This is a genomic window from Shewanella sp. S1-49-MNA-CIBAN-0167, assembly GCF_040310145.1.
Lineage (GTDB): Bacteria > Pseudomonadota > Gammaproteobacteria > Enterobacterales > Shewanellaceae > Shewanella > Shewanella psychromarinicola.
This window is the reverse complement of record NZ_JBEOPO010000358.1, coordinates 1-258: the sequence shown is the minus strand read 5'-3', so window position 1 is coordinate 258 and position 258 is coordinate 1. Positions and strand designations below refer to the sequence as shown.

General features: G+C 46.1%; 1 protein-coding gene. It reads right to left on the bottom strand.

What is annotated here, in order from left to right:
• On the bottom strand, positions 1 to 258 hold a 258-nt coding region (locus AAEZ00_RS21625), incomplete at both ends, for a hypothetical protein (RefSeq protein WP_351090021.1).

Here is a 258-nt window from a genome sequence, read left to right as displayed (position 1 = left end):
GTTGATCTATATCTTCGTCCGTTGCAGTAGGAGCATCAACATCAGTTTGTTCCGAATCAGGCTCTGATAGTAATAAATCAAGGTCCTCTTCCGCGTTTGCTTCAGCTGATTTTACCGGTGTTTCGGCAGCCACATCAACTGGCTCTGCAGGCATATCAAACTCTGCTAACAATGCATCGATATCGTCATCCGCTTTTGCTTCAGCTGATTTTACCGGTGTTTCGGTAGCAACATCATTCGCCTCCGCTGGCATATCAA